The following is an 18075-nucleotide window of genomic DNA, read 5'->3' as shown; positions in this document are numbered from 1 at the left end:
CCGGTATCGCGATTCGATTTCACACCACCCGTGATACCCCGAGGGCCTCGCCCCGCCCGGCACGCCACGCCGCCCCCACCCGACTTACGCAACACGCCCTAGGGCTCCGGCCCCTCCCAGGGGTTCTGGATGTACTCGCTCGGGCAGGGGTGGTCGGGGTGCACCACGCCCGGGTTCCCGATGACGGTGGCCCCGGAGGGGACATCGACGTTCACGAATGCTCCCGGGGCGATGAGGACGTCGTCGCCGATCTCGATCCCCCCGACGATGACGGCGTTCGTCCCGATCCACACCCGGTCGCCGATGCGCGGCGCGCCCGCGCGGCGGCCCACGGGGATCATGCCGATCGTCACCCCGGTGCTGATATTGCAGTTTCGCCCGATGACGGCGGCCGGGTTGATGATCACCCGGCCGAGATGGCCGATGTAGAAGCCGGGACCGATCTTGCAGGACCACGGGATGTGGATGTGCGTCCGGGCGGAGGCGTGGGAGAGTCGCAGCCGCCATAACACCCTGAGCAGGCGCGAGGATGTGTGCTGCGCTCGCCGCAGGAGCCGCAGATATTTGAGCTGCTGCCTTTCGCCGTACCTCTCCCGGAAGCCGACTCGTGTGCGGCCGAAGTACCGGAACAGATCGGTCTCGAAGTATCGTGAGGAGGAGTTCACAGGGCCTCGCTTCGGATGTGGGCGTCGAGCGGCTCGCCGGGGACGTGCGCTTCCTCAGCATAGCAAGGGCTCCGTCCGCCGCCGATGCGTCGGGCAGCGGATACCGGACGGTCCTCCTCGACCTCAAGGGACCGCCGCCGGTGCGCCGCGCCCGGCCCTATGCGCCGGGCCTGCCGTCGGCCATCCGCTCCAGGCGGGCAGTCAGCGTGCGCGCGAGTTCCAAGGCCTCCTCCATCGGCGGGGGGCGCGCCAGCAGGTTCGCCGTCGCGCACGGCTCCGCCCCGCCGGCGGCGCGCGAGGCCCAGGTGCGGGTGCGTCTCTTGGTGTGGCGGCAATTCCCGCGGGGTCCTCGGCGTCGAGGGGCCCGCTGGCCCGTGAGACCGACGCCCGATGGATCGCCGCCGCGGTCCGCGAGATCGCTGGTGTGCCCGCCATGGTCGCCGCCCGACCCGCGACCGCCCTTCTCGAATGCCCGCGGCGGCGCCGTTTGTCCAAATCTGTTGCAAAGGCCCCGATCGCGCCGGAGAGAGCGAGGAGAAACGTTGATATTCCGCGCTTCTTATCGCCGCCGATCCCGCCGCGGAGCGTCTTTGCAACAGATTCGGACATGCCCCGCCCCGGACCGCCCCAGGAGTCCCATGCGCACCGCTTCTGTCCGCCCTGGTCTTCCGTGTCATCATGCCGCTCCGCGCCCCCGGCCCGGTGGTCGGACGTGCGCGCCCGAGCACGTACACGGGGCCGGGCGACTGCGCCCCCGGCCCGGTGGTCAGTCGGCGGACGTCGTCCTATACTCCCTCTGTCGGGAGCGGACTAGTCGGCCCGGAGGAGGATTCATGGGTTATAAAAGCGGGTGGCTGGCCGTCTCCGCCACCGTTCCCCGCCTGGACCTTCTCAAATATCCGGAGGGAGGTCCCCGGGCGGCTGCGAGCACTCTCAAAATGCTGCTGCCGGGCTGGCGCCTCACGGGCAAGACGGTCGGGATGATGCTCGGTCGCGGGCCCGAGCGCCGGATCTTCCTCGGCACCTGGGGGTCGACGATTGTTTTGGGCGGGGACGGAAGCGTGCTCAATAACCTGGAGTACAGGTTTTCTTCGGAGGAGCATCGACCGGACGGGCTTGGCGTGTGGTCGATGTGGGCCTCAACCGTTGTCAGTTCGGTGGAGTTCTTTGTCAGGGCCCCCGGCTGGGATCGCTACGTGTGCATCGAGTGCAACGACTATTTCGACGAGGACGACAGCGGGAGTGACATGTCCCTGGACTACTCCGGCACGCCCTTGCCCTTCGAGTCCTGCTTGTGGGACGAGGGGAGCTATCCTCCCGGAGACTACGACTACGACGCCCTTCCCTTCAACGAAAGGGATTTCGCCCTTTGCGCCGACCAGTGGGTCCTCGGGCTCATCAGCCCTGAGGAGGTCGTCGGATGGGGTGTGGAGGGCCTTATCGAGGAGCGGACCCCGGACCCCGACGACCTCGTCATGCACGAGGCGGTCCCCATCTGATGCGGCGTCTTATTCGACGACGGCAGTGACGGTCGCCGCCCCCGCGAGCGGGAGCGCCCGGCGCGGTCGGGATGGTCCGGAGCATGACGCGACGCCCAGGTGGTGCGGGGCGGCGGGGGACCGCCCGGGTGCGGTCGGAATGGTCCGCGTCGGCGGTGTGCGCCCCCGCGGGCGGGGCGGCGGCAGCCCCTCGGGCCCGCACACGATATTGGCGCGGTGTGCGCCCCCGCGGGCGGGGCGGCGGCCCGTCGTGGACCTACGGGAGTACGCCGTGGGGATGTGCGCCCCCGCGGGCGGGGCGGCGGCCGGTCGCGACGTGCAGGACGTTGTTCCCGAAAGTCGTCGCGTTCCGGCGGTGGCCGCGGCCGGTCGAGACGCGCGGGACATCGTCGGCGGCGACGGCCCTGGCGACGACGCCGGTGAGCGGGGTGAGCGGGGTGAGCGGTCGGGACACGCCGATCGGGACGACGACGCCTAAGGAAATATGATGCTGGTCACCTGAAGTTTTCGTCGCCCTCCTCGCGAGAACCCGGCGGAAGCCGCCGTCGGCCTTGGTGGCGGAAGGTGCGGCGACCACAACATGTTGTGGTCGCGACCGGGTCCGACCACCGGATATGGGTTGCGCGGGCGCGAGCAGGTTGTAAGGTCGGGCAGGTGGTGCCGCCCCGGACGTCGGTCGCCGGACTCCTCGGTCCGGCGCCGGGCGCCGGAGCGGCGGCCCCCGCCGCCGTCGTCACGACGGCGACTCTACGTTCATCGAAATGAAACTGGAGATGCTCGTGTCAGACAGCAGTCAGACCCCCGCCGCCGCCCACCTCGCCGCGGCCCACCCCGAGCTGGTCGCCCGCGGCTCCGACGACTCCGCCGTCGCCCACGGCTCGCGCCCCCAGGTCGACGCCGTCGCCACCATCACCGAGTACCTCGACCGCTCCGACTGGCGCGTCAACGCCAACGCCAACCAGGGCTACTCGCTGGGCGGGATGATTCTCAACACCTCCGGCAAGATCATCGCCAACTACTGGCTGAGCCAGATCTACGCGCAGGAGGCCGGCGACGCCCACCGCTGCGGCGACCTGCACATCCACGACCTGGACATGTTCTCCGGCTACTGCGCCGGCTGGTCGCTCAAGTCCCTCCTCCAGCAGGGCTTCAACGGCATCCCCGGCAAGATCGCCTGCAACCCGCCGCGACACTTCTCCTCCGCCGTCGGGCAGATCGTCAACTTCCTGGGCACCCTCCAGAACGAGTGGGCCGGCGCCCAGGCCTTCTCCTCCTTCGACACCTACATGGCGCCCTTCGTCCGCCTGGACTCCATGACCTACACCCAGGTCCTCCAGTGCATGCAGGAGCTCATCTTCAACCTCAACGTCCCCTCGCGCTGGGGCACCCAGACGCCCTTCACCAACCTCACCTTCGACTGGACCTGCCCCGACGACCTCGCCGACGAGCACCCCCTCATCGGCGACGAGCTGTGCGACTTCACCTACGGCGACCTCGCCCCCGAGATGGCCGTCATCAACCGCGCCTTCATGGAGGTCATGACCGCCGGCGACGCCGAGGGCCGCGTCTTCACCTTCCCCATCCCCACCTACAACATCACCAGGGACTTCGACTGGGACTCGGACAACGCCGAGCGCCTGTTCGCCATGACCGCCAAGTACGGCCTGCCCTACTTCCAGAACTTCATCAACTCCGAGCTCGACCCCGGCATGATCCGCTCCATGTGCTGCCGCCTCCAGCTGGACCTGCGCGAGCTGCTCAAGCGCGGCAACGGCCTGTTCGGCTCGGCCGAGCAGACCGGGTCCGTCGGCGTCGTCACCGTCAACATGGCCCGCCTGGGCTACCTGCACGCGGGCGACGAGGCCGGGCTCGTCGCCGCCCTCGACCGGCTGCTGGAGATCGGCCGCGACACCCTCGAGCTCAAGCGCGAGGTCATCCAGCACCACATCGACGCCGGTCTGTTCCCCTTCACCAAGCGCTGGCTCGGCACCCTCGACAACCACTTCTCCACCCTGGGCGTCAACGGCATGAACGAGATGGTCCGCAACTTCAGTCACGACGCCTACGACCTGACCGACCCGCGCGGCCACGCCATGTGCGTGCGCCTGCTCGACCACGTGCGCGACAAGATGGTGGAGTTCCAGGAGGCCACCGGTCACCTGTACAACCTCGAGGCCACCCCGGCGGAGGGCACCACCTACCGCTTCGCCAAGGAGGACCGCAAGCGCTACCCCGGCATCCTCCAGGCCGGCACCGAGTCCAACCCCTACTACACCAACTCCTCGCAGATCCCGGTGGCCTACACCGACGACCCCTTCGAGGCCCAGGAGATGCAGGAGGAGCTGCAGACCAAGTACACCGGCGGCACCGTGCTGCACCTGTACATGAACGAGCGGATCTCCTCGGCCGCCGCCTGCAAGGAGCTCGTGCGCCGGAGCCTGACCGCCTTCCGCACCCCCTACATCACCGTCACGCCCACCTTCTCCATCTGCCCCGTCCACGGCTACCTGCCCGGGGAGCACAAGACCTGCGCCAAGTGCGCCGAGTTGCACCCGGGCGCCGAGCCGGTCGAGTGCGAGGTGTGGACGCGCGTCATGGGCTACTTCCGCCCCGTGAAGTCCTTCAACATCGGCAAGAAGGGCGAGTACATGGAGCGGCAGATGTTCACCGAGGCCGCCGCCGGCGGGCACGGCCCGGCCGTCTCGCGCCTGAGCGCGGTGAGCGTGTGAGGAGCGGCGACGGGCGAGGAGGAGTCGGTGGCTGCTGAGCCGGGGAGTCGGACCGGTCGTCCGGCGACGTTCCGCGTGCGCGAGGCCATCGAGTCCTACATTGATGACCTGGAGTACGCGTACGCGCTGAGGGCAGAAGCGGAGGCGGTGCGGCGCGGTGAGATCAAGACGCGCCGGCTCGATGAGATCGCGGCGTCCCTCGGCCTCGATGACTGAGACCGAGGAGGCGCGAGCCCCGTCGGGCGGCCCCGCCGACGCTCTGGTCATCGCCGGGCTGGTCCCCATGAGCACCGTCGACTGGCCCGACCACCTGAGCGCAACGGTCTTCACCCAGGGCTGCCCGTGGAACTGCTTCTACTGCCACAACCAGGCGCTCATCCCCGTGCGCACGCCCGGGGCCGTCGCCTGGGGCGAGGTGCGCGACCTGCTGGGGCGGCGCCGCGGGCTGCTCGACGGCGTCGTGTTCACCGGCGGGGAGGCGCTGCGCCAGGACGCCCTGGCCGACGCCGCCGCCGAGGTGCGGGCCGCGGGCTTCGCCGTGGGGCTGCACACCGCCGGGCCCTACCCCCGGAGGCTGCGCGACATGGTGGAGCGCGGCCTGGTCGACTGGGTGGGCCTGGACATCAAGGCCCTGCCCGAGCACTACGCGCAGGTGGTCGGGCGGCCGAACTCGGCGCCCAAGGCGTGGCAGTGCCTGCACGTGCTGCTCGAGGCCGCGGCCGACGGCGGCCCCGACTTCGAGGTGCGCACCACTGTGGTCCCCGGCGACGTGACCGCCGACGACGCCGTCGAGGTCGCCCGCCGCGTGCACGAGGCGGGGGCGCGGGTCTACGCCCTCCAGCAGGCGCGCGGCGAGGGGACCACCGGCCGCTTCGCCGTCGTCGCCCCCGGATGGGACGCGGCCTGCGAGCGCATGGCTGAGCGGATCGAGGCCCTGGGCTGGGACCGGTTCACATACCGTCCGGCGTGAGCCCGAGCACGATCGGGCTGGGCGACAGTACCGTGCGCCGAACCCGCCTCGGTACCCTCGTGTTATGAATGCCATGCATGCGATGAGCGCTCCGGTCGATTCCGATCCCGGGACCGCCGACTCGCACGAGGTCGATCAGCTGACCGAGCAGACCTACCGGAAGGTCGAGGCGAGCGGCGTGCCGGTGACGGTGACCGATCACGGCCGGCCCATCGCCCGGATCGTCCCGATCCGGCGCGAGGAGTCCTGGTACGAGCGCATGGTTCGCGAGGGCAGGGTCCGCCCGGCCAAGCATCCCTTCCGCTTCCCGACGGAACGATACGTCCTTCCCGAGGGGAGGGACCTGGAGGACTTCCTCCTCGGTGAGCGCGAGGAGGACCGATGATCTACCTCGACACGTCGGTGGTCCTGCTGATCCTTCTCGAACAGGAGGGGGCGTCCTCGGCCAAGGCTTTCTTTGAGCGGCTTGAACCCGCGGAACGGGTGCTGTCCTCCATCCTGCTTCGGATCGAGGTGTCCAGAGCCCTCCATCGCGAGGGCCTGCCGCTGGACATCGCCGAGGAATTCTTCGATGGAGTCGAGGCCGTGGATATCCACGACGCCGTCGTTGAGCGGGCCTGCGCCCTGACCGGGGAGCTCAAATCCCTCGACGCCATCCACCTGGCCACCGCAACGCTGCTGGACCGTCCGCGCGATCCCGTCACCGTCCTCACCCACGACGCCCGCCTGGCCGCCGCGGCCCGCGCTCGCAACATCGCCGTCGTCGATCCCCTCGCCGCCTGAGGGCGGTGGCGACGACTCGGGCGGGCGCGGATGCGGCGCCGACGGGACGCATCCGCATCCCGCCGGGGCGCGTCACGGCTGCGGGGCGCGCCCCGGCCGCCCGGCGTGACTCGGCCCGTCGGCGCCGACGGCGCCCGCGTCACCCGCCGGACCCGGCTGAGGCCCGGGCACGATCGGCGTGGGCAGCGTGGGCGGCGCTGGCTGTGCAGGCTGCGCGGGCGGTGTCGGTTGCACGGCCGGGGTGGACTGCGCGGGCGGTGCCGGCTGTGCGGCCGGGGTGGGCTGCGCGGCCTGTGCGGGTTGCACGGCCGGGGTGGGCAGCGTGGGCGGCGCGGTCGGGGTGGGCTGTGCGGACTGCGCGGCCCGCGCCGCCGCCCGACGGCGGGAGACCCTGGTGACCCGCTCGCCCGACCCGGCGGCGCGATGGCGGTCCACGAGCGCCCTCAGCTCCTCGCGGGACATGGATCCCAGCCCCAGGCAGGAGCGGGCGGCGGCGGCGTGCTCGTTGTCCGGATCCCACTGGTGGGGGTTGTCCGCGAGCGCCGCCAGCACCTGGATCTGAGCGTCCGACGGCGTCTCGGGCAGGAGGCGCTCCCACACCTCCCCGCCGCTGGGCGGGAAGCCGTGGGTGACCAGGGGGAGCCAGTCGTGGTCGGGCAGGAACCCGGTCGACGCCCCGATGCGGGCCAGGGCGGCGGGCAGGAGCGCCTCCAGCGGCGCCCTGACCCGGATGACGGCGCTGTCCGCCTGGTCGCGGATCTCCGTCCACGTGGGGCCGTAGACGCCCTCGGGGTCGTCCTCGGTCATGCGCTGGAGCGCCCGCACCAGCTCGGGGACGGCGCCCTCCTGCTCGGGCCGGCTGATGGCGGCCAGTGCGCGCACCGCGGGATCCTCGTCCTCGCCCAGGCCGGACAGGTCCTCCTTGAGGTCGACGAGCACCTGGACGAGGGTGCGCCGCTCCTCGCGCTGACTCGGGTCGGCCGGGTCGAGCCCGTCCAGCCGGTCGCAGACCTCTGCGAGGACGGCCGTGCGGGCGTCGTCCGCCCCGGGCAGGACGAGCCACGGCACCACGGTGTCCAGCGTCTCCAGGTCGATGCGGCCGTCGGGTCGCGGCACCCGGGGCACGAGGACGTCGAGGACCTCGGGGGCCAGGGCCATCAGCTCCAGGCCGGCGTTGTAGATGAGGGGGTCGCGCAGCTCCCCCAGCGACTGCCACACGTCGTCCCCCGTCGCGGCGGGGCGCTCGTCGAGGAGTTCGCGGGCCCGCTGCGCCGCCCGCTCGTCGACGGCGCGGCCGGCCAGGTCCTCCTCGCAGCGCCGCAGGAGGAAGCCGATATTGCGCACGAAGATGCTCAGGTTCTCGGCGACGTCGGCGAGGGACTCGTCCCCGGCGCGCTCGGCCCCCCACTCGGCGAGGACCGCCAGGACGTAGCGCAGCGCCGCCGGCGTGGCCGGGTACGGCGTGCTCTGGCGGAGGAAGCACGGCTCCAGGACGTCGACGGCCTGGGTCATCGCGTCCGGGTCCTCGCCCTGAAGGGTCTTGAGCGCGGGGACCGCCCCCTCCGCGGTGCCGCAGGCGTGGAGCAGATGGGACCAGTCGGTCGTCTCAAGAATGTTGCTCGCGGTCATACGGCGAGGCTATCTAATCGTGATGTGCCGGCGTGGAGATCGGAGGGCACGGGCGCGGCGCGTCGCGGTTCCGCCGATCGGTCGCGCGGCCGGGACCGGTTCGCGCGAACCGGGCGGGGCCGGGCGGAACGGCCCGCCCGGAACGCCATTTCGCGCCGTCGGCCACTCCCGCGCGGGCGCCGGTCCGGGCGGGGCCGGGTGAATGCGCGTTCTCCACCGGCCCCGCGTGTCACTTCCACCGGCCCCGCGTGTCGTTTCCGCCGGTTTCGCGTGATTCTCCCGCCGGTTCCGGCGAGCCCCGGAACACCACCCGCCGCTGCACCAGGTAGCCGGCCACGTAGAGCGCGCCGTCGCCGATGATCTTGGCGGCCCCCAGGGGGACGCCGATCCCGGTCAGGACCCGCAGGGCCGCGTAGCTCGCCGCCACGAGCGCGACCGCCAGGGCCGCGTAGCGCACCGCCGTGCGCCCCACCGTCCCGGGCGCCGCCCGGAAGACGCGCCGGTTCATGAAGAAGTTCGCGGTCCCGCTCACCAGCCGCGCCCCCACCACGCCGACCAGCAGGCTGCCGGTGAGCAGGTGCAGGACCATGACGCCGACCCAGTCGATGACGGAGCTCGCCAGGCCCGCCCCCGTGAAGCGCAGCAGGGGCGCGTAGATGCGGGCCGAGTCCCGCAGCGGCCGGAAGTGGGAGGAGGCGTTGCCCGGCTCGTAGACCGCGGCGATGCCGACCTCCTCCACCTCCAGGCCCAGCTCTCGGGCCCGCAGCAGGGCGCTCAGCTCGTACTCGTAGCGGCTGCCCGCCACCTCCAGCATCCAGTCGTAGCCGCCCGCCGGGTAGCCGCGCAGGCCCGTCTGGGTGTCGCGCAGCCGCCAGCCGGTCGCCCCGCGGAACAGCAGGGCCGTCACGTCATTGCCCAGGCGGCTGCGCAGCGGCACGGATCCGGTGAACTCGCGCACCCCCAGCGCCATGCGCCCGGTGGCGCGCACCCGCCGCGCCACGGAGGCGATGTCCGACGGCGTGTGCTGGCCGTCGGCGTCGGCGCAGACCACGTCCGCCCCCGGCCAGAGCCTGCGCGCCCGCTCCAGCCCGGTGCGCAGCGCCTCGCCCTTGCCCGCGTTGGCCGGGTGGGAGACCACCTCCGCCCCGCGCTCGCGGGCCGCGGCGAGCACCGGGGCGCAGGCGGGGTCGGAGCCGTCGTCGACGATGAGCACCCGGCAGCCCGCCAGCTCGCGATGCAGGTCCTCCACCAGGCCCACGAGCCGCTCGTCGGGCTGGTAGGCGGGGATGAGGACGGCCAGGGCGGGCCGGCCCGTCCCGACCGCGCGGCGCGCGGCGCGGCGGGGCCCGGCGCGGCGCGGGGACGGCCCCGGGAGGAGTGGGCGGCGGGTCGGCCCGGAGGAGCGGGGGCGCCCGGCGCCCGCCGGGCGGCGGCGTGCGGGACGGGAGCCGGCGGGCGGGCGCGTGGTCGTGGACATCTCAGGCCCCCTGCGCGATGTAGAGGATGTCGGAGGTGGCGCGCTCGCCGCCGTTGGAGGGCCGGTTGATGATCCCCCCGTTCCAGTACATGGCCGAGGAGCCGCCGCCGTCGAGGTTGTAGGCGACTTGGCAGCCCAGGTCGGCCATGATCCGGGCGAGCTCGGTCATGGTGGCGCCGCGCGAGTAGCCCTCGTCGCGCCCGTCGACGACGACGAGCATGTAGTGGCCCGTCTCGACCCAGCCCAGGGCGGTGCGCGGCTGGGCCCCCTGGATGGAGTGGTTGCCGAAGTTCGTGTCCACCTCGACATCGTCGATGCCCTGGAGCACCGCCCCGCCGTCGACCAGCGCCGGCCCGAAGGAGCAGGTGCTCCACACCCCGGCGTCGACGAGCGCCCGGGCGGTGGTGGCGGTCTCGTCGTAGACCTCGGCGCGGCCGTCGGCGTAGAGGGCGATGCCCTCGCGCACGCCGTCGTCGCGGTAGATCACGCCGTTGCGGATGAGGATGCCGTCGGTGCGGAAGCCGTAGTAGTCGCCGTTGACGGCCAGGACGGCGTCGTGCTCGGCGGCGATCTCGCTGGGCCTGGCGGTGATGTTGGTGCCGTACTCGTTGTTGGCGAAGGCGCTGCGCACGACCGTGGCGTCGGATGCGACGACGTCGGCCGCGTAGTAGGTGAGCGCGTCCGAGCCGGAGCCGGTGGAGGCCCGCGCGATGGTGATGGAGGTGTTGGAGGAGGTGTAGGCGGTGTCGGTCACCGTCACGTCGGTGGCCGCGGCGGCCTGGGCGGGGGTGACGGAGGAGTGGGCGGCCTCGTAGGCGGCGACGTCGGAGATCTCGGTGTGGTCGATGACGAAGCGGTCCAGCGCCCAGGCGCTCGTGCCGGTGGCGGCCAGTCCCAGGACGGCGGCGCCCCCCATGAGGAGGCGTCGGCGGGTGTGCTTCTCGCGGGGCGGCGCCTTGCGGCCGGCGGCGCCCGGCGCCTTCGGGGTCTGCGTGCTGCTCATGGCGCCCCACCCTCGACGGCGGCCGTGTGGCGCCTGTAGGGCGGCCCTGTGGCGCCACTGTGAAGAAGCGGCCGGCGCCCGGCGCGCGGACGGGGCGGGGTTAAGGAACCGTAAGTGAAAGCCTGAAGGCCCTCGCAACATCCGCTCCGCTTGAGTTGACCCGACATAGCGGACCGGGCCGCACCGGCGCCCGGATCGGGGCCGACGCGGCCCCGGGGAATGGATGGAGAGTCAGATGAGCAGGCGCGGAACCGGACTGGTCGCCGTCGCATCGATGGTGCGGACCCTGTGCGCGATCGCCCGCAGTGATCGGGACGATGACGAGGACGAAATCGGTTCCACGGCGCTCCCGCCCGCCCCCGGCGCCGGGTCCGCGCGCAACGAGTAAGACGTTTCAACATCGACGGAGGAATTCATGAGCACTGACACGACCACGACTGACGACCCCGGCCGGGGCCGCACCACCCGCCGCCGCCTCCTCATAGGCCTGGGGGCCGCGGTGCTCCTCGCCGGCGGGGGGACCGGCATCGCCATCGCCAGCGGGGCCCTGCCCACGAGGCGCGGGGAGAAGGAGAAGCCGACCGGCTTCACCGGCGCCACCGGGGAGATCACCCGCGGGGACCTGCAGGGCGAGACCAGCGCCCAGGGGACCCTGCGCTTCGCCGACTCCCACACGGTGCGCTCCGGCTTCCAGGGCGTCGTCACCCAGCTGCCGACCGCCGGCGCCGTCATCCACTCCGGGGAGTGCCTGTACCAGGTGGGGGACGAGCCCGCCTACCTGTTCCGGGGCAGCGTGCCCGCCTGGCGCACCTTCGAGTCGGGCATGAGCAACGGCGAGGACATCACCCAGCTCCAGACCGTCCTGGGGGAGATGGGCCATATGCAGGCCGAGCCCGACGGGAACTTCGGCTGGCGCACCATCCAGGCCGTCAGGGCCTGGCAGAAGGCCGTGGGTCTGGAGCGCACCGGCTCACTGCCCCTGGGGCGCATCGTCTTCGACGCCGGGGACCTGCGCGTGGGCGAGCTCAAGAGCCGGCTGGGGGACACCGCGGCCGCCCAGGGCGACCTCTACAATGCCACCTCCACCGCCCAGGTCGTCGACGTCAACCTCAAGCTCGCCGACCAGCAGCTCGCCGTCGTCGGCAACAAGGTCGCCCTGCACCTGCCGGGCGCCGTGGAGTCGACGGGCACCATCACCGCCGTGGGCACCCCGGTGGAGAAGACGGGCAGCGACAACAGCAGCAAGGAGCGGTTCATCCCCCTGACCGTGGTGCCGGACGACCTGTCGGCCACCTCCAGCTTCCAGGAGGTCTCGGTGACGGTGGGCCTGCCCAGCGAGAAGCGCGAGAACGTCCTGTCCGTGCCCGTCAGCGCCCTCATCGCCCTGACCGCCGAGCAGTTCGGCGTCGAGCTCGTGGAGGACGGCGGCTCCACCCGCAAGGTGCCGGTCACCACCGGCATGTTCGCGGGCGGGCGGGTCGAGGTCTCCGGCGAGGGGCTGGCCGAGGGCCAGCGAGTGGTGGTGCCGCAGCGATGAACCCGATCCTGTCTCTGCGCGACGTGCGCCGCACCTACGGCGAGCCGCCCGTGGCCGCCTGCGCCGGGGTCAGCCTGGAGATCGAGCGCGGCGAGCTCGTCGCCGTCGTCGGCCCCTCCGGCTCGGGCAAGTCGACCCTGCTCAACCTCATCGGCACCCTCGACCGGCCGACGTCGGGCACCGTGGAGATCGACGGGCTCGACGTGGCCGCCCTGTCCGACGCCGACCTGTCCGCCGTGCGGGCGCGGCGCATCGGCTTCGTCTTCCAGCAGTTCCACCTGGCCGACGGCGTGACCGCGGTCGACAATGTGGCCGACGGGCTGCTCTACCTGGGGGTGGCGCGCTCGGAGCGGCGGGCTCGGGCGAAGCGGGCGCTGGAGCGGGTGGGCCTGGGTCACCGCCTGGGCCACCGCCCCCACCAGATGTCCGGCGGCGAGCGCCAGCGCGTGGCCATCGCCCGCGCCGTCGTCGGCAATCCGCCCCTGCTGCTGGCCGACGAGCCCACCGGCAACCTCGACTCGGTCTCGGGCGCCTCCATCGTCGAGCTGCTCCACGACCTCAATGCCCAGGGGACCACGATCGTGGTCATCACCCACGACAACGACCTGGCGGCCGAGATGCCCCGGCGGGTGGCCATCCGCGACGGGCGCATCGTCTCCGACTCGGGGCGGGCCGCGCCCGCCGGAACGGCCGCCGCCGGCGTTCGGGGCGCGCCCGGTCGCCCGGCCGCCGTGGGCGCCCACGCCGCGCCCGCCGGGCCGTCGTTCCCCGCCCGCCCGGTCGCCGTGGGCGCCCAGGGCGCACCCGACCCGACCATGAAGGAGCAACCATGAGCAAGGAGAGACTGCAGCACCCGCGCCTGCGCGGCTCGGACGTCCTGCGCCTGGCCGGCACCGGCCTGCGCGCCCGGCCGATGCGCGCCTTCCTGTCCGCCCTGGGCATCGCCATCGGCATCGCCGCCATGATCGCCGTCGTCGGCATCTCGACCTCCAGCCGCGCCCAGCTCACGGCCCAGCTGGAGTCCCTGGGCACCAATATGCTCACCGTCACCCCGGGGGCCGACTTCAGCGGCACGAACATCAAGCTCCCCACCGATGCCGTGGGACGGATCAGGCAGATCGACGGCATCCAGCAGGCGAGCTCGACCTCGCTGGTCAAGTCCGCCTCCGTCTACCGCAGCTCCCTGAGCGACAAGCAGGCCACCGGCGGCATCGCGACCCTCGTGGCCGAGAAGGGGCTGCTCGACGTCGTCGCCGGCGAGGTCGACAAGGGATCCTGGCTCAACGATGCCACGTCCTCCTACCCGGCGACCGTGCTCGGGGCCACCGCCGCCCAGCGCCTGGGCGTGGTGGAGCCCGGGACCCAGGTGTGGCTCGGCGGGACGTACTTCACCGTGGTCGGGATCCTCAAGCCCTCCGCGCTGGCCCCCGAGCTCGACAACGCGGCGCTCATCGGGGAGTCCGTGGCCAAGCAGCTGTTCGGCCACGAGAACAACCCCACCACCATCTACGAGCGCAGCGAGGACTCCGCCGTCGAGCGGGTGCGCTCCCTGATCGGCCCCACGATCTCGCCCCAGGCGCCGAGCGCCGTCAAGGTCTCGCGGCCCTCGGACGCCCTGGCCGCCAAGAACGCCGCCGACAAGGCCTTCACCACCCTGCTGGCGGGGGTCGGCTCGATCGCCCTGCTCGTGGGCGGCATCGGGGTGGCCAACACCATGATCATCTCGGTGCTGGAGCGGCGCCGCGAGATCGGGCTGCGGCGGGCGCTGGGGGCCATGCGCCGCCACATCCTCATCCAGTTCCTCGCCGAGGCGCTGCTCCTGGCGGGGCTCGGCGGCGCGCTGGGATGCGTCATAGGCGTGGGCGTGACCTACGGCATGACGGCGGTCAACGGGTGGCTCTTCGCCCTGCCGATGCTGGTGGTCCTGGCGGGGCTGGCGGTCACGGTCGTCATCGGCGCCGTCGCGGGGCTGTACCCGGCGATCCGGGCGTCCCGCACCCCGCCGACCGCCGCGCTCAACGCGCAGTGACCGCCCGCCCGCGCCCCGCCCCTCGCCGAAACCGGCGGAAACGACATGCGGAACCGGCGGGGAATGCGCACCCTGCGGATGACTCGGTGGGATCGGGCGGGGCGGGCCGGCCCGCCCCGGGGTCGGGATCGGGATCGGCCCGCCGCCCATGCTCCTGCGGGAGCGCGGGCGGCGGGCCGATCCCGACGATTGCGTCCCCCGCGTCTCGGCGCGCCCGTCTTGTCGGGTCGATGGGAGCCGGCGGGAATCCGCGGCGCCCGCTCGGGGCCTGCGATGGCGCCCCGGGAGGATCGTTCCGTCCCGCACCCGACGACGCCGCTGTATGAACCGCGGAATCATGCGGAATCCGCCGGGTGCATCCGGTGCGGGGGCGCGAACGATCCTCCCGGGGCGCCAGAACTGGGGTGGAGGACTCATGACCTCCCCGCGCGATCCGCCGGATGGTGCGGGTTCGACGGCGAGCACGGACAGATGCATCGAATCGAATGCAATCGCCGGTTTCGCGTGTCTCTTCCGCCGGTTCCGGCGAAGGGACGGAGAAGGGGAGGGGGAAGGGGTGTGGGCTACTTCACCTTCTTGATGGGGATGACGAGGATGCCTCCGATAATGGCGCAGACGCCCGCCATGTAGCACAGCGCCGGGTAGTTCGTCTTGTTGACCGATCCGATCGCCAGGAAGAACGGGGCGATGTAGGGGGCCAGGGACTGGGGCAGGGCGTTGGCGATGTTGAACACGCCCAGGTCCTTGCCCGCGTTGTCCGGGTTGGGCAGGACGTCGACGACGAGGGCGAGGTCGACGGCCACGTAGATGCCGTAGGCCAGCCCCATGATCGCCTCGACGCAGTAGAACATCCCCACCGTGGTGGCGTGCGCCAGCAGGGCGGTGCCGATGCCGAAGAGCACGGAGGAGAGCATGACGAACACCTTGCGGCGGTGGAAGATGTCAGACAGCCACCCGCCGATGAAGCTCGCGCTCATGAGGACGATCGTGTAGATGAGCACGGACGTGGACACGACTCCGCGGGCCTGGTCCTCGGTGAGGTCGACCCGGTGCACCAGGTACATGAGGCGGTAGGTGGTGAAGGAGAAGCTGGCGAAGGTGATGAGGAAGCGGCCCCACCAGGCCAGGGCGTAGTCCGGGTGGGCGATCGGGTTGACCCAGAAGGTCTTGAGCATCTCGACGAAGCCGAACCGCGGCGGCTTGACGGGCATGCGCTTGTCCGGCAGGACGAAGGCGAACCAGGTCATGAAGAGGATGGCGGGGATGGCCGGGCCGATGAAGAGCAGGGGGAGGCGGGTGGCCAGACCCTGAGCCAGGTAGGTGGCGATGAGGACCGCGAGGTTCTGGGCGATGGAGATCCACGAGGAGACGCGGGCGCGCTGGGTTTTGGAGACCTGGTCGGAGATCACGGCGACGAAGGGGGCCAGGGTGGCGTTGGCGCCGATCTGGGCGATGAGCCAGCCGATGGCCACCAGGGGCACGGTGTTGAGCAGGCCCATCATGGCCAGGCCCACCGCCATGGTGACGATGCCGATGACGAGCCAGGGGCGCCGTCGTCCCCACGCCCAGGTGGTGCGATCGGAGATCTGTCCGAAGATGACGTTGGCGAAGAGCGCCCCCAGCGCCCCCAGGCCCGCGATGGTCGCGACCGCGTCGACCTGAGCGGAGTTGTCGCTCGGGAACATGGCCATGACCTTGACCTGGATGGCCACGATCGCCGGGCCTAGGAGGGCGATGAAGAAGAAGAGCTGGGCCAGGAGGTAGGCGGCGACGAAGAGCGGTTTGACTGGTTTGGTCGGCGGGGTGAAGAAGTCGTCGACGTCCTCCTGTAGCAAAAATTCAACGAGATGACTTCAGGAGTCGATACTTGAATTTCTTCGAGGTGACGAAGGATTCGAATGCTTCGCAGGTGTTCTCGAAGAATGCCCTCTGCCTGTTGCTGATGGAGTTCTTGCCCTCGTTCCAGACTTTCTCTATGGGGTTCTTGTCGGGACTGTAGGGCGGCAGGTTGATGAACTGGACGCGCTCCAGGGGCTTCCCCTTCTCCGTCTGCGCGAGCAATGTGCTCGACTTGTGCCAACCGGCGTTGTCCCACACCACGACGATCGTCTTGTCCGGGTACTTCAGGGTGAGTTCGGTCAGGGCCTTCACGACACTGTCGGTATTGCACCGATCCAGTCGCATGAGATCCACCCTCCCGTCCGATTCGTGGAGGAAACCGATGTACTTCTGGGACTGCCGCTCCCGATCGACCCTGATCCTGGTCCTGACGCGCCTCTTGCACCAGGCCCTGCGAATAATCGCCTCGTGCTCGATGCCCACCTCGTCGGCGGACACCACTATGACATCCTCGCGGACCTTCTTCTCGTTGCCCGCCTTCTCGTCGTCCGCATTCTTCTCGGTCTCCCGCCGTCCCCGGTCCTCCTTCTTCCCGTCCTGCTTCTTCCCCGTGATCTCGGCGATCTTGGCGTCGATCTGCTCCATGCGGGCCTCGATCTCCGCATCGGGGGCGCGGTGCCGGTCCACGCCCACGGGCTTGTGGAAGGACAGTTCAGCCATTAGGAATCGGCGGTGGTAGGAGGACCTGGACCTGTACTCGACGTTGAAATGCTCGTGCATCCAATCGGCCAGGCGGGGGACGTCCCAGAAGTCGGCGGGGATGCCCTGTTCCGACGGGGGCCGGGAGAGCGCCTCCCCGGTCTCCTCGGCCTGCTCCCGGGTGAGTTTCGAGGCGTTGTCGTTCCCGGCGTGTCCGGTGCGGATGGATTCCAGTCCGGACTCGTTCCGCTGTCTGACCCATCTCTTGATCGTTTCGGTGGATCGCTCCACGAACTCGGCGGCGAATTCCTTGCCCGCACCCATCGACAGCATGATGATCGCCTCGGACTTGAGTCTCATGAGCTTGTGCGGAGCGCCCTTCCTGTGGTCCTGGAGGATGCGCAGCTCGTCATCGGTCAATTGAATCGCGCTCATGCCCCCATTATAACGCGCAATCCGATTCCAATCCACCCGGAATGCGCGCCCCGCGGGGGCCGTCCGTCTCCGCGGCGAGCCGAATTAACAGCGGTTTATCTTGTTTCGTATTTGCTATGGGTCGCCCAGGGCAGAGTGATTGTGGATGAGGTGCGTTCGGACATGTGGTCTCCTCGTTGAGACGGGTCGACGGACAGGGTGCCACTGTCGCGATAGCACGGCTGACCATGTGGTCAAAAGGTTTCAAGCCCTCACGGGAGCCGTGGGGGACGCGACCGCCCGGGCGGACGGTCCGGACCTCGCTCCCGGGGCCGGCACCAGCGGCGTCGGCCCCGGGAGCGAGGCCCGGTGAGTGGGCTGGCAGGACGGGCGGGCGCGGAGGACCGCCCGGGCGGATCACTCCCAGCCGAGCTCGTGCAGGCGGGCGTCGTCGATGCCGAAGTGGTGGGCGACCTCGTGGATGACGGTGACCGCGACCTCCTCCACCAGCTCCTCGCGCGTGGTGCACCAGCGCTCAAGAGGACCCTTGAAGATGTGGATCCGGTCGGGCAGGACCATGGACCAGCCGTCGTCGCGCTCGGTGAGCGGCACGCCGTCGTACAGACCCAGGAGCGCGGGCAGGCCGTCGGCGTCGTAATCCTGCGGGCCCAGCTGCTCCGGCTCGGGCTCGTCGGCGACGAGGACGACGACATTGTCCATTCGGGCGGCGAGCTCCTCGGGGATCATGTCGAGCCCGTCGGCGACGGCGGCCTCGAAGTCGGCGTCGGACATGGACACGGCC

At 71.0% G+C, this 18075-nt stretch carries 16 protein-coding genes and 1 pseudogene; 10 read left to right on the top strand and 7 right to left on the bottom strand.

All coding sequences use genetic code 11. The features are described from left to right. Positions 1–98: 98 nt before the first annotated feature. Entirely contained in the window at positions 99–665 is a 567-nt protein-coding gene (locus G446_RS0110835) for a serine acetyltransferase (protein WP_026410162.1), read from the bottom strand. Positions 666–1498: 833 nt separating this feature from the next. Between G446_RS0110835 and G446_RS0110830 the strand changes: the two genes are divergently transcribed. The 6 genes from G446_RS0110830 (at position 1499) to G446_RS0110800 (ending at position 6646) form a co-directional block, all read left to right on the top strand. Continuing rightward, positions 1499–2164, top strand: coding sequence for a hypothetical protein (locus tag G446_RS0110830; protein ID WP_026410161.1), 666 nt, complete (start codon positions 1499–1501; stop codon positions 2162–2164). 773 nt (positions 2165–2937) lie between these two features. Beyond that, positions 2938–4893: a ribonucleoside triphosphate reductase gene (locus G446_RS0110820; RefSeq protein WP_026410159.1), complete on the top strand. Its 1956-nt coding sequence runs from the start codon at positions 2938–2940 to the stop codon at positions 4891–4893. A gap of 27 nt (positions 4894–4920) precedes the next feature. Next, the gene (gene relB / locus G446_RS17445; RefSeq protein WP_051285931.1) at positions 4921–5109 is read left to right on the top strand and encodes a type II toxin-antitoxin system RelB family antitoxin; all 189 of its coding nucleotides are present in this window, start codon (positions 4921–4923) and stop codon (positions 5107–5109) included. After that, positions 5102–5863 carry an anaerobic ribonucleoside-triphosphate reductase activating protein gene (locus G446_RS0110810; RefSeq protein ID WP_026410158.1) on the top strand — a complete coding sequence of 254 codons (762 nt, stop codon included), beginning with the start codon at positions 5102–5104 and terminating at the stop codon, positions 5861–5863. The genes relB and G446_RS0110810 overlap by 8 nt, the downstream gene beginning before the upstream one ends. 64 nt (positions 5864–5927) lie before the next feature. Next, on the top strand, positions 5928–6248 hold the full coding sequence (locus tag G446_RS17440) for a type II toxin-antitoxin system Phd/YefM family antitoxin (protein WP_084779176.1): 321 nt from the start codon (positions 5928–5930) through the stop codon (positions 6246–6248). After that, positions 6245–6646 (top strand): PIN domain-containing protein, encoded by a 402-nt coding sequence (locus G446_RS0110800; RefSeq protein ID WP_026410157.1) that lies wholly within the window; start codon positions 6245–6247, stop codon positions 6644–6646. The genes G446_RS17440 and G446_RS0110800 overlap by 4 nt, the downstream gene beginning before the upstream one ends. Before the next feature lie 72 nt (positions 6647–6718). On the opposite strand, the gene G446_RS0110795 is transcribed toward G446_RS0110800, so the two are convergent. From G446_RS0110795 to G446_RS0110785, 3 genes are all read right to left on the bottom strand, one after another. Continuing rightward, positions 6719–8275 (bottom strand): hypothetical protein, encoded by a 1557-nt coding sequence (locus tag G446_RS0110795; protein WP_026410156.1) that lies wholly within the window; start codon positions 8273–8275, stop codon positions 6719–6721. 229 nt (positions 8276–8504) lie between these two features. After that, positions 8505–9752: a bifunctional glycosyltransferase family 2/GtrA family protein gene (locus G446_RS17435; protein ID WP_084779175.1), complete on the bottom strand. Its 1248-nt coding sequence runs from the start codon at positions 9750–9752 to the stop codon at positions 8505–8507. 1 nt (position 9753) lies between these two features. Further along, positions 9754–10755, bottom strand: coding sequence for a phosphodiester glycosidase family protein (locus G446_RS0110785; RefSeq protein WP_026410155.1), 1002 nt, complete (start codon positions 10753–10755; stop codon positions 9754–9756). 235 nt (positions 10756–10990) lie between these two features. Between G446_RS0110785 and G446_RS20045 the strand changes: the two genes are divergently transcribed. From G446_RS20045 to G446_RS0110765, 4 genes and pseudogenes are all read left to right on the top strand, one after another. Continuing rightward, complete coding sequence (locus G446_RS20045; RefSeq protein ID WP_156916625.1) at positions 10991–11143, top strand: hypothetical protein; 153 nt, start codon at positions 10991–10993, stop codon at positions 11141–11143. Positions 11144–11170: 27 nt separating this feature from the next. Beyond that, positions 11171–12292: a peptidoglycan-binding protein gene (locus G446_RS0110775; protein WP_026410154.1), complete on the top strand. Its 1122-nt coding sequence runs from the start codon at positions 11171–11173 to the stop codon at positions 12290–12292. After that, positions 12289–12957, top strand: a pseudogene (locus tag G446_RS17430) (ABC transporter ATP-binding protein); the annotation flags it as partial. The gene G446_RS0110775 and the pseudogene G446_RS17430, both read left to right, overlap by 4 nt. A 164-nt stretch (positions 12958–13121) precedes the next feature. After that, a complete protein-coding gene (locus G446_RS0110765; RefSeq protein ID WP_026410153.1) occupies positions 13122–14321 on the top strand; it encodes an ABC transporter permease in 1200 nt (399 codons plus the stop codon). Between the two features lie 563 nt (positions 14322–14884). Here the strand turns inward: G446_RS0110765 and G446_RS0110760 are convergent. The 3 genes from G446_RS0110760 to G446_RS0110750 all read right to left on the bottom strand — a co-directional run bounded on the left by G446_RS0110760 (position 14885) and on the right by G446_RS0110750 (position 18065). Then, positions 14885–16156, bottom strand: a complete 1272-nt coding sequence (locus tag G446_RS0110760) for an MFS transporter (protein WP_026410152.1) — start codon at positions 16154–16156, stop codon at positions 14885–14887. A 4-nt stretch (positions 16157–16160) separates the two neighbouring features. Further along, positions 16161–17294 carry an IS630 family transposase gene (locus G446_RS0110755; protein WP_026410151.1) on the bottom strand — a complete coding sequence of 378 codons (1134 nt, stop codon included), beginning with the start codon at positions 17292–17294 and terminating at the stop codon, positions 16161–16163. A 396-nt stretch (positions 17295–17690) separates the two neighbouring features. Then, positions 17691–18065, bottom strand: coding sequence for a metallopeptidase family protein (locus G446_RS0110750; protein ID WP_026410150.1), 375 nt, complete (start codon positions 18063–18065; stop codon positions 17691–17693). Between the last annotated feature and the right edge of the window lie 10 nt (positions 18066–18075).

This window comes from Actinomyces dentalis DSM 19115 (assembly GCF_000429225.1).
In the GTDB taxonomy this organism is placed as follows: domain Bacteria; phylum Actinomycetota; class Actinomycetes; order Actinomycetales; family Actinomycetaceae; genus Actinomyces; species Actinomyces dentalis.
Note: the sequence above shows the minus strand (reverse complement) of the source record. Positions and strands in the feature narration are given on the sequence as shown.

What these genes read in the sequence shown, in the direction of transcription:
- G446_RS0110830 (WP_026410161.1), top strand. Translation starts at nt 1,499, where the DNA reads ATGGGTTATAAAAGCGGGTGGCTGGCCGTCTCCGCCACCGTTCCCCGC.
- G446_RS0110820 (WP_026410159.1), top strand. Translation starts at nt 2,938, where the DNA reads ATGCTCGTGTCAGACAGCAGTCAGACCCCCGCCGCCGCCCACCTCGCC.
- G446_RS0110810 (WP_026410158.1), top strand. Translation starts at nt 5,102, where the DNA reads ATGACTGAGACCGAGGAGGCGCGAGCCCCGTCGGGCGGCCCCGCCGAC.
- G446_RS17440 (WP_084779176.1), top strand. Translation starts at nt 5,928, where the DNA reads ATGAATGCCATGCATGCGATGAGCGCTCCGGTCGATTCCGATCCCGGG.
- G446_RS0110800 (WP_026410157.1), top strand. Translation starts at nt 6,245, where the DNA reads ATGATCTACCTCGACACGTCGGTGGTCCTGCTGATCCTTCTCGAACAG.
- G446_RS0110795 (WP_026410156.1), bottom strand. Translation starts at nt 8,275, where the DNA reads ATGACCGCGAGCAACATTCTTGAGACGACCGACTGGTCCCATCTGCTC.
- G446_RS17435 (WP_084779175.1), bottom strand. Translation starts at nt 9,752, where the DNA reads ATGTCCACGACCACGCGCCCGCCCGCCGGCTCCCGTCCCGCACGCCGC.
- G446_RS0110785 (WP_026410155.1), bottom strand. Translation starts at nt 10,755, where the DNA reads ATGAGCAGCACGCAGACCCCGAAGGCGCCGGGCGCCGCCGGCCGCAAG.
- G446_RS20045 (WP_156916625.1), top strand. Translation starts at nt 10,991, where the DNA reads ATGAGCAGGCGCGGAACCGGACTGGTCGCCGTCGCATCGATGGTGCGG.
- G446_RS0110775 (WP_026410154.1), top strand. Translation starts at nt 11,171, where the DNA reads ATGAGCACTGACACGACCACGACTGACGACCCCGGCCGGGGCCGCACC.
- G446_RS0110765 (WP_026410153.1), top strand. Translation starts at nt 13,122, where the DNA reads ATGAGCAAGGAGAGACTGCAGCACCCGCGCCTGCGCGGCTCGGACGTC.
- G446_RS0110755 (WP_026410151.1), bottom strand. Translation starts at nt 17,294, where the DNA reads ATGAGCGCGATTCAATTGACCGATGACGAGCTGCGCATCCTCCAGGAC.
- G446_RS0110750 (WP_026410150.1), bottom strand. Translation starts at nt 18,065, where the DNA reads ATGTCCGACGCCGACTTCGAGGCCGCCGTCGCCGACGGGCTCGACATG.